This is a genomic window from Haloferax profundi (assembly GCF_001469865.1).
Classification (GTDB): domain Archaea; phylum Halobacteriota; class Halobacteria; order Halobacteriales; family Haloferacaceae; genus Haloferax; species Haloferax profundi.
Genome location: NZ_LOPV01000645.1, coordinates 1 through 9,907, shown reverse-complemented (window position 1 = coordinate 9,907; position 9,907 = coordinate 1). Strand labels below are relative to the sequence as shown.

The 9,907-nt window shown below is 63.3% G+C and carries 13 protein-coding genes; 5 read left to right on the top strand and 8 right to left on the bottom strand.

Going from position 1 to position 9,907, the window contains the following annotated elements:
• Positions 1–331: DUF7528 family protein (locus AUR66_RS18385; RefSeq protein ID WP_058573587.1), on the top strand; the 331-nt coding region annotated here is incomplete at its 5' end.
• A 10-nt stretch (positions 332–341) separates the two neighbouring features.
• Here AUR66_RS18385 and AUR66_RS18380 read toward each other — a convergent pair.
• From AUR66_RS18380 to AUR66_RS18350, 7 genes are all read right to left on the bottom strand, one after another.
• On the bottom strand, positions 342–1,373 hold the full coding sequence (locus AUR66_RS18380) for a phosphate uptake regulator PhoU (protein ID WP_058573586.1): 1,032 nt from the start codon (positions 1,371–1,373) through the stop codon (positions 342–344).
• Positions 1,374–1,503: 130 nt separating this feature from the next.
• Complete coding sequence (locus AUR66_RS18375; protein ID WP_058573585.1) at positions 1,504–2,568, bottom strand: ATP-NAD kinase family protein; 1,065 nt, start codon at positions 2,566–2,568, stop codon at positions 1,504–1,506.
• Positions 2,569–2,868: 300 nt separating this feature from the next.
• On the bottom strand, positions 2,869–3,564 hold the full coding sequence (locus AUR66_RS18370) for a competence/damage-inducible protein A (RefSeq protein ID WP_058573584.1): 696 nt from the start codon (positions 3,562–3,564) through the stop codon (positions 2,869–2,871).
• A gap of 53 nt (positions 3,565–3,617) precedes the next feature.
• The gene (locus tag AUR66_RS18365; protein WP_058573583.1) at positions 3,618–4,379 is read right to left on the bottom strand and encodes a DUF5803 family protein; all 762 of its coding nucleotides are present in this window, start codon (positions 4,377–4,379) and stop codon (positions 3,618–3,620) included.
• Between the two features lie 4 nt (positions 4,380–4,383).
• Positions 4,384–5,061, bottom strand: coding sequence for a DUF2110 family protein (locus AUR66_RS18360; protein ID WP_058573582.1), 678 nt, complete (start codon positions 5,059–5,061; stop codon positions 4,384–4,386).
• 3 nt (positions 5,062–5,064) lie between these two features.
• Positions 5,065–5,595: a transcription factor gene (locus AUR66_RS18355; protein WP_058573581.1), complete on the bottom strand. Its 531-nt coding sequence runs from the start codon at positions 5,593–5,595 to the stop codon at positions 5,065–5,067.
• Positions 5,596–5,722: 127 nt separating this feature from the next.
• Positions 5,723–6,265, bottom strand: a complete 543-nt coding sequence (locus AUR66_RS18350) for a tRNA (cytidine(56)-2'-O)-methyltransferase (RefSeq protein WP_058573580.1) — start codon at positions 6,263–6,265, stop codon at positions 5,723–5,725.
• Positions 6,266–6,384: 119 nt separating this feature from the next.
• Here AUR66_RS18350 and AUR66_RS18345 point away from each other — a divergent pair, with 119 nt between their 5' ends.
• The 4 genes from AUR66_RS18345 (at position 6,385) to AUR66_RS22350 (ending at position 9,607) form a co-directional block, all read left to right on the top strand.
• Entirely contained in the window at positions 6,385–7,281 is an 897-nt protein-coding gene (locus AUR66_RS18345) for an SDR family oxidoreductase (protein ID WP_082682283.1), read from the top strand.
• An 86-nt stretch (positions 7,282–7,367) separates the two neighbouring features.
• The gene (locus AUR66_RS18340; RefSeq protein WP_058573579.1) at positions 7,368–8,315 is read left to right on the top strand and encodes an NAD-dependent epimerase/dehydratase family protein; all 948 of its coding nucleotides are present in this window, start codon (positions 7,368–7,370) and stop codon (positions 8,313–8,315) included.
• 50 nt (positions 8,316–8,365) lie between these two features.
• Positions 8,366–9,112, top strand: coding sequence for a DUF2797 domain-containing protein (locus tag AUR66_RS18335; RefSeq protein ID WP_058573578.1), 747 nt, complete (start codon positions 8,366–8,368; stop codon positions 9,110–9,112).
• A gap of 78 nt (positions 9,113–9,190) precedes the next feature.
• Positions 9,191–9,607, top strand: coding sequence for a hypothetical protein (locus AUR66_RS22350; RefSeq protein ID WP_058573577.1), 417 nt, complete (start codon positions 9,191–9,193; stop codon positions 9,605–9,607).
• A 26-nt stretch (positions 9,608–9,633) separates the two neighbouring features.
• Here AUR66_RS22350 and AUR66_RS18325 read toward each other — a convergent pair.
• Positions 9,634–9,907: glycosyltransferase (locus tag AUR66_RS18325; protein WP_157533229.1), on the bottom strand; the 274-nt coding region annotated here is incomplete at its 5' end.

Sequence of the window (9,907 nt, the reverse complement as noted above, 5' to 3'; positions counted from 1 at the left end):
CGAGAAACGCGAGTTCTTCCGAACCGCCGGAGAGTACCGGCAGGACGGCAGTTACGTCGTCTCCAGACGTGGCGCAGACTCGACTGGGAACGCGAAAGTGTTCGCCAGTTTCGAGGAACTGCGACGCCTGTACAAGCGCTTGCCCGAGACGTTCGACGCGGACGACGTCGGCCGAACCGGAATCACCGGGTCGCGGCGGCACATGATAATCCGCCATCTGGGTGAGCATCCGGCGTTCGACTGCCGAATCGCCAGTCGGAATCCGCTGACCGGCGAGAAGCAATCGACCACCGCCGACGACCGCAAAGAAGTAGAGGTTCTCGCCGACTGAGCCTCGTCGCTCAGTCGAGCGTGACGTGTTCTGACTCTTCGTTGAGCGCCAGGTTCGCCGCGATTTCGGCGTTCCGCATGGCGTACTGTGCGGTCTGCTGGAGACTGACGAGTACCTCCCGAATCTGGAGGAGTTTCTCGTTTTCCATCTCCGGCAGGTCGTTGAGGATGTCGCGTTCGCGGTCACCGATTTCGCGGTAGAGTTCACGGCACTCGATGGTGAGGTCGTAGTCGCGTTCGACGACGGCCCGAACCGCCGTCTTCGTAATTTCGTCGACGTGGTCGGTGAACTCACGGATGCGCCGCATCGTGGACTGGTCGACGTCGATGGTGTGGCCGTCGGCGTCCATGACGATGTTGGCGATGTCCTCGGCGTTGTCGGCCGTCAGTTCGAGGTTCTTGGCGACAGCGCGGTACCCGATGAGCGGGAATCCGGAGTCGAGTCCGACCGCTCGGGCGAGGTTCGGGTTCTGGTACGAGGTGAAGATGAGGCGGAGCAACAGGACGAAAATCTTGTTCGCCTGCCGTTCGCGATTGAGGGCGCGCTGTGCGAGGTCAGGGTTGCCGTGGGCGAGTGCCTTCACGGCCTCCCCGCGCATCGTGCTGCCCGTGTTCTCCAGTCGTTCGAGCAAGTTGTCGAGGCTGAAGTCTTCCGCATCCACCGAACAGCGAATTGCGATTCGCTCCGGCGTCTCCTCGATGACGCCGAGACCCATGAGTTGCGTCTCGGCTTTGTAGACGGCGTTGATGTGGTCGGAGTCGAGTGCGCCTTCGCTCTTTTCGATGTGGATGACGCGCCGCCCAAGGACGTACTGTGCGACGATTGCCCGTTCGAGGGCCTCTGCGTTCAGGTTGTCCGCTCGAATCGTCGCCTTCGAATCTTCGTTGCTGACCGATTCGGGGAGGACAGTCAGCGTGCCTTTGCCACTGGTTCGAATCGACACTTCGTCGCCCTTGTCGACGTTGTGTTCCTTGGCCCACTCCGCTGGGAGCGTCATCGCCAGCGTGGAGGGACCGAGACGCTGGACTTTCCGGGTTTCCATGGTGACTGACAGCCATTCAATGACCTTAAATCCCACTATATGCCAACCTTAGTGAACAATGATTGGGGATTCACCTTTCACATAATTACTCGTACTAGAGCACTTCTCGGTCCAGGTTCTCGAGGCGGCGCTACTCGATTTTCATCATCCGTCGTTCGACGCGGCCGACACGGACTTTCGTCCACCCGCGGAGTTCCTCGTCGAGTTCCGTGTCGTCGGTATCGACGCGGAGGACCGGAATCGTGTCCAACTTCGACCGTGAGGCGACGACAGACACGTCACACTGACGAATCACATCCGGAGACAGTTGCGGATTTCCGCGGCCGAAGACGAACCCTTGTCCGCCGATGGGCGTGACGACGATGACGTTCCGCTCGCCGAGGTGCTCCAGAATCTCCGCTTCTGTGGCGTCGCGGACGAGAACCTCCCCGTCGCGATACACGTCCACCCCGAGGGGCGACCCGTCGATACCCAGTTCGGCTTTGACGGCCCCAACGGTGCTTCCGGGACCGAGGACGTACGTGACGCCCTCTCCTGCACGGATGTCGTCGGCGACGCCGGCCGCGAGGGCCTCTACCGTGCCGGTACTCGTCTGTTTCGACGATTGCAAATCTTCTGCGACGGGGACGTGTGCGACTGCCCTGAGTTCCGGGTGAACTTCGCCGGCCCGATAGTCGTCCTCGTCGATATCCATGACTTCGCGGGCCTCCGTTCGCTCGAACGTGGTCGCAACGACGGCGGCGTCTTCCGGCGAGATAGCGAACACCGACGAGTACACTTTCACACCGGCGGGGACGCCGAGCATCGGCACGTCGCTCCCGTCGAGGGCGTCAGCGACGTCTGCGGCCGTGCCGTCTCCGCCGACGAACAACACGAGGTCCACGCCAGCATCGACGAAGGCGGTGACTGCGGCAGTGGTGTCGGACGCATCCGTCTCGTCGCCATCGGGTTCGCCGAGCACCTCCGGGTCGAACCCTGCGTCCTCGACGAGAGATGCACCCATCGGGTCACCCCACGTGAGAACCTCAGTGTCCGGTTCGGCGTCGTACAGTCGAGAGAGTGCCCGAGAGGCACGTGCTGGTGCTCGTGGCTCGGCACCCCGCTTTTTGGCCTCTTCGACCTTTCCGTCGGTCCCCTTCAACCCGACTCGGCCTCCCATCCCCGCGACGGGGTTGACGACGACGCCAATTCGCATACTCGAACGAACCCACGCCCACGGCAAAAACACCCCGATGACGTGGCGACTTCGACCACGCGGTTACTCTGACGACGCGGTTACTCTGACCACGTGGCGACGGGTACTGTCGTGTATTCTGTGCGACTTGACTGTCGCCGGAACCTCATCGTTTAACAAGGGGACGGGGCAATTGTCATCTATGATTCCGCTAGAAGTAGCCGAGCAGGTGTTGCCGATGTCGGAGACGGCCGGAACCGTCCTCCTCGTGGGTATCCTGATGACCGCCGGGTGGCTCTGGTACCTCCAGCGCTGACCGGCCTACGCTTCTTCGAATATGTCGACTCGTTCTTCGAGCCACGCTGCCGCTGATTCGACGGTGTCCTCGTCGCCGCCAGCCAGTTTGATGCGGACGTGGTCGCCGGGGTAGCTTCCGACTGTCACGTCGAACGTCGATTGGACCGCTTGGAATCGCTCGATGAGCGAACTCTCGGGTTCCGACGTGTGCACGAACCGGACGTGCGTCTGTTCGCCGGTGAACTCGTCGGCGACTCTATCGAACATCGCCTTCATCTCACGGGGGACGCCCGGCAGGACGTAGACCGAACCCAGCACTGCACCGGGAGCGACACCCTCGTCGTTCGGGAGCATCCGCGCCCCGGCAGGGAGGTCAGTCGTCCCGTCCACGAGGTCTTTCGCCGAGTAGCCACCGTTCGTCTCCAACCACACTTCTGCTTCTTCGTTGCGTTCCAGTGACCGCCCGAATGCGGCGGCGACAGCGTCCATCGTCACGTCGTCGTGGGTTGGGCCGAGTCCGCCCGTAACAATCACGGCGTCGTACTCCGCGTGATATTCGTTGACGACGCGAGCGATGTCGCCGATTCGGTCGGGGAGCGTCGTGACTCGCTCGACGGTGACGCCTCGCTCAGTCAACTGTTTGCACAACCACGTCGCGTTCGTGTTCTGTGTGTCCCCGGCGAGCAGTTCGTCGCCCACGGTGACTACGGCGGCTTGCATACTCCGGCCTAGGGTCGTGACAAGCAAAAAGGCGTCCGCACCGGCGTGTTTCGTTACCGCTTCCGGTCGCGGTCTTCCACGTCGAGGCCGAGTTCTTCGCGGCGTTCGCGAAGCGCCTCGATTTGCCGGCGATAGTAGAGAATCCCGGCCCCGCCGACGAGGAGTGAGACGGCCGCGACGGCGGCGAAGATACCGAGGTCACGCTGGAGGTAGAACTGGACGACGACGCTGCCGTCGGTCACGTCGGTCCACGTGATGTGCAACTGGTCGCCGACGAGTTCTGTCTCGTAGCCCTGCGGACGAACCGAGCCGAATATCGGGAAACTCACGCGTCGGTCCGGCGGCAACACCACCTCGTAGGACCCCTCGACGAGCACGGGAAGCGAGAACCGCTTCGGCGTCGACGACGAGGTGAACGCGAGTTTGCCCTCGCTGTCGGCGTCCGCCGGGAGCGTGACGTTCGTGATGCGGTTATTCTGCGTCACGTCACCGCCGCGGGCTTTCAGTTCTGTCCCGTTCACGACGGTCCCGTTCGGATAGCGGTACCGGAGCGATTCGACTGGGAGCGGCGTCCTGCTGCCGAACCCGTCGAACCGGTAGAGTTCGACCGACGACGAGTTGACCTCGTACACCGCACGGAACCGTCCGTTCTGCTGGACCGTGATGTGGGCGTCCGTCTCGGCGTCCCACGCGTACGACGCTGTGGGCTCGGAGTCCAGACGCTCGTTCGAGACGCTCGACGTGCCGCCGAGACACCCCGCGGTGACGAGGAGGAGGGCGAGCCCTGCAACGCCGACGAGGAGTCGTCTGTTCATCGTCTTACTGGCCGATGACTGCTTTCAGTTCCGACGGCAGGTACGACCCGATGCTCGCGAGGAGTCCCGGCGGGTCGGTCTGGTCTTTACAGACGATGCTCTGTTCGAGGAGACCGAGTCGTTCGACGGTCACGATGTCGTTGGCGTGTCCGGCGCGGTTGACCGTCGCGCGGACTTCGCCGCGTGTCGCGCTGTTGACGTTGACGCGGCCACTTCCACGCGTCCAGTCGTAGAGTCGGTCGACCGTCTCGTCGGCCAAGCGAGATGGCTCGTCTTCGCCGCCGTAGACGAACGAGAGCGGGACGTGTTGGACGAGGCCGAACCGGTCGCGAATCTGCGTCGCAGACCCGCGTCCGAGGCCGAGTTCTTCGGTCGGAATACGAATCTCTCGTCCGGCGTCGAGGACGAATCCGTCGTCGTCCCAGTGTTCGAGCGTTCCGACGTACGTCTCGCCAGCGGTGAGGTGTGGCGTGACTTCGCCCCACTCCTCCCGGAGGACGTTCCGTGCGACGGTTTCGTCGTCGCCCGAGACGGTCACGGAGATGAAGTCGTCGTCGCGGACGCCGATGTCGTAGTCCACGTCGAGGCTGCCGATGTCGTTGGCGACGAGAGACGTGAGGCTGTCGAGCGCGCGGTCACGTGCGTCGCCGTCGATGTAACACTTCGTTGCGAGTACGACCATCGATTAGTTCGTACCCGTGACTTCGACGTTCAGTTCGTCTCGCAGTTCGTCGATGCGGTGTTCCATCGCTTCCACGAGGTCGACGTTGTCCATCGGTTCGAGTGGTGCTCCCGTCTCGGGACACTGGAAGCCCAGTTCCATCGCTTCGGAGAACTCGAAGCGGATGCCGGCGGGTTCAGAGAGATAGAACTCGTGGTTACGTTCGTAGTCGAGACGCTCTTCGAGCGCCTCTAAGAGCCGGTACATCTCTTCTTCGAGGTTCTCCGGGATGTTTTCGTAGTGGAACGTCCAGAGATAGGTGAGCCATCCAGAGTCTTCGTCGCGGACGCGACGATACGACGCGAGGTCGTTCTCGTAGAGGATGAAGAGGGCGCGACGAACGTCGTTGAGCTCTAAGCCGAGCTCTTCGGCGAGTTCTTCGTCGGTTACCTCGCCGTCCGGGGGTGCCGCAGCGACTGGCATCCCCGTCGGCCCAACCAACTCGTGGAGGTACTTCTGGATAACAGGGTCGTTCAGTAACTCCTCAAAAGCCATTGTCCGAAATGGCGTCAGGAACGCCATTAAGTCTTATTACTCTCGCGCACACGGAGAACCGGCCGGTGGCGGGACGATTCGGGGGCGAGACAGGTAGTGCGTCTCCGTCTCGACTGTTATAACGTGCTCACTCTTCGTCGGCCGGGACGACTTTCTTCCCCGTCGCCATCGGGACGACTCTGTTCTCGGCGTCTTCCCACTCGCGGTCCAGTTCGCGCCCGTCGAATAGTCTGTCGAGGAAGACGGCGAGGCCGGCGACTTCCGAGTGCGGTTGGTTGGTGACGCCGACGTTCCAGTCCGCTTCGTCGTACACTTCGAACGGGACTTTCTCGCCGCCGACGACCACGAGGAGGGGTTCTTCGGCGTGCGCCTCGCGGACGTCTGCTTCCACGTCTTGGACACGCTCGCCGTACATCGTGAGGTGGACGATTTTGCCCTCCCAGTTGCGGATGACGCCGTTGAGTCCGTCGGTGAGTTCGACGGTGAACGGCCCGCCGAACCGCCCAGTGATGTCTTCGACCGTCTCCAGCGACTGGCCTGCGTTGTCCGGGAAGATGACCCGGTCGGCACCGAGTGCCCTCGCGGTCAACCCGACGTGTGTGGTCATCCTGTCGTCTCGTCCCGGCCGGTGCCCGTACCGGAGGACGGCGACTTCGGGTTCGTCTTGCATGTCTCTTCGAAGACGACGGGGGAAAGTGGTGCTTTCGGAACGTCGCCGTGGGTTCGACACCTTCTACGCGACTCGTCACCCTCCCGAGGTTTATCACCGATGACGGCCCACCACCCCGTATGAGTCACAGACCGGAGGTCGGCGCAGGCGTCGAGGGAATCGACCTCTCGGACCGGACCGCACTCGTCACCGGGTCCACCGCCGGAATCGGTCGCGAGACGGCGCTCGCACTCGGCCGATTGGGAGCGACTGTCTTCGTCCACGGCCGAGACAGCGATGCTGGCAGACAGGTCGCATCGGCCATCGACGACGCCGGTGGTGAGGCTATCTTCTTCCGCGCCGACCTCGCGGAAAGAGAGACTGTCCACCGCCTCGCCGACGAGGTTCGTGACCGAACCGACCGCCTCGATATCCTCGTGAACAACGCCGGAGCACACTTCTCGGAGGGCCAACTGACCGCGGACGGCGTCGAAAAGACGTTCGCCGTCAACCACCTCGCACCGTTCGTCCTCACGCACGACCTGCGTGACGTCCTCTCCGAGGATGGTCGCGTCGTCACCGTCTCCTCGGGCGTTCACCCACGCGCCGACGGCACGTTCGACGTGACGACGGTAGACCACTACGACGGCCTCGACGCCTACGCCCGGTCGAAACTGGCGAACATCCTCTTCACGGTCGGTCTCGCCCGCCGTCTCGACGGCCCGACGGCGAACTGCTGTCACCCCGGACTCGTCCCGTCGAGTCGTCTGTGGCGGGAAGCGTCGATTCCGGTTCGCCTCGGAGTGGGTCTGCTGTCATTCCTTCCCCACCGACTCGTCGGCGGGTTCGCCGATACGCCGGCGACAGGCGCTGAGACCACGGTGTACCTCGCTGCGTCGCCCGCAGTCGAAGGTACCAGTGGCCAGTACTTCTCTGATTGCGCACCCGAAGAACCCTCGCCGCTCGCCACCGACGACGCACTCGTTCGGGAACTGTGGGAGTTGAGCGAGGAGTTGACGGATGTCTCGTGTTCGTGACCGTCCTCCCGCCCTCCCGACGCCGGTGCATCGTGAGTACATCGAAAGGGGAAACGGACTTACCACTCGGTCGAATCATCTGAGACATGTCGTTAACACTCTCTGACAAGCGCGTCCTCGTGACCGGAGGCGCGGGTCTCGTCGGTTCTCACATCGCTGCCCATCTCGCTGCGGACAACGACGTCGTCGTCGCGGACGACCTGTCGAAGGGGACCCGCGAACGTGTCCCCGACGGCGTGGCGTTCGTCCAAGCAGACATGACGGACCCCGACGACGTGGCCACCGTCGTCACCGAAGACCTCGATATCGTCTTCCACTTCGCCGCCTACACGGACACGAACTACGGGAATCCCCGACAACTCTTCGAAGAGAACACCGAGATGACGTACAACGTCCTCGAACGGATGCAAGAGGTGGGCGTGACGAACATCGCCTTCACGTCGTCGTCGACGGTTTACGGCGAGGCACCGCGCCCGACGCCCGAGGACTACGCGCCACTCGAACCCATCAGCATCTACGGGTCGTCCAAACTCGCCGACGAGGGACTCCTCTCGACGTTCGCCCACTCGTACGACTTCACGGTCTACATGTACCGCTTCGCCAACATCGTCGGGCCGAAGCAACGCGGGAACGTCATCCCGGACTTCATCGAGAAGTTGCTGGAAGACCCCGAGACCCTCGAAATCCTCGGCAACGGCCGACAGGAGAAGTCCTACCTCCACGTCGAAGACTGCGTCGAGGCCATGTGCCACGTCGTCGAGAACGCCGACCGCGACTACAACGTCTACAACCTCGGCACCCGGACGACGACGTCCGTGACGACCATCGCCAACATCGTCGCCGACGTGATGGGTCTCGACCCCGACTACGAGTACACCGGCGGTGACCGTGGGTGGACCGGTGACGTGCCAAAGATGCGTCTCTCCGTGGAGAAACTCTCCGCACTCGGGTGGGAACCCGACGGGTCGAGCGACGACGCGGTTCGCCGCGCCGCCGAGGAACTGTACGGCGAACTGAAAGCCGAATACGAGTAACGTCTCCCGAGAGCGAGACACCTTTCTACCACCGATTCGTACCCTGATTCGTGCAGGTCGTCGGGTACGACACCGGGACGCCCGCCCTCTACGTGAGCACGAGCGACGGCATCGATTCTGTCGAACTCGACCCCGGAACCGACCTCGACTACCGCCTCGCGGACCGTCACTGCGCGGGGACGACCCACGACGGCCACCACATCTCGTGTGACAACGCCCGCGCACCGTACTGCCACGACCACCAAAGCACGTGGGTCTGTGCGAAGTGTACCGGGACGTGTCTCAAAGACGAGATGGACTGTTACGAAGACCACGCCGTCTACCTCGCCGCCTTCGCCCCGAACACGTTCAAAGTCGGCGTCACCCGCCTCTGGCGACTCGAAACGCGCCTCCGTGAGCAAGGTGCAGACCGCGCCGCGCACATCCGAACCTTCTCCGACGGGCGCGTCGCCCGCGAGTACGAAGCAGAACTCGCCACCGACCTGACCGACCGGGTTCGCGTGCCGACCAAGATTTCGGGATTCGGTCGCGACGTGGACACCGCGGCGTGGAACGAACTCCTCGCCGAGTTCGACCCCATCGACACGTTCTCGTTCGACTACGGACTCGACCTCTCGGACAGTCCGGTCGCAGAGACCATCGCCACGGGGACGGTCCGCGGCGTGAAAGGCCGGGTGCTCGTCGTCGAAAACGGCGGTACCACCTACGCCGTCGACATGCGCTCGCTCGTCGGGTACGAACTCGAACGCGGCGGAACCGACCGCAACCTCCAGTCGAGTCTCGGTGCGTTCGGGTGAACGCCGGCAGTAGCGCGTTCGGCGACCGACCTCTGAGAGACCGTCAGCACTTTCCGGGTGGACGGCTAACCCGCGACCATGGCTGACGACGAACCCGCAGACGAGACGCAGGCACCCGACGAGAACGAATCTGGAGAGGAAGAAGAGAAGTCGTTCCGCGAGCGGGTCGAAGAGATTCGAAAGCGACGCGAGCAAGAACGCGAAGACGGTGAGCGACCGTCCCCCGAAGAGATGATGGGCGGCGGCCCTGGCGGAATGGGCGGCGGCGGCATGGGCGGCGGCAACCCCTTCGCACAGATGATGAGCGGCATGATGGGCGGCGGCGGCCCTGGCGGAATGGGCGGCGGCGGCATGGGCGCAAGCCAGCGCGACCCAGAACAGAGTGGCGGCGACAACGAGGCACTCGTCCGCGAAGTTCGGCAACTCCGCGACGAAGTTCGTGACGTGAACCGCGAACTGCGCCGCATCGCCGACGCACTCGAAAACCGCGACTAACGCGGCTTCACAGTCGGTCTCTTCTCTTATCGGAGTCGGTCGTAGAGCGCCGCCAGACTATCGACCGAGTGTTCGACGCTCACCTCGTCGCGGCGTTCGAGACACCGCGCACTGAGTGCCTCCTGCTCGGACAACGCCCGCTCGATTCCCCGTTTGAAGCCGTCTACGTCGCCAGACTCGTAGTGATATCCCGTCTGGCCATCGACGATTGTATCTTCCAATGCACCTTCGTCGACACCCACGACGGGCGTCCCGCAGGCGTTGGCTTCGAGGGCGACGAGGCCCTGTGTCTCGACCGGG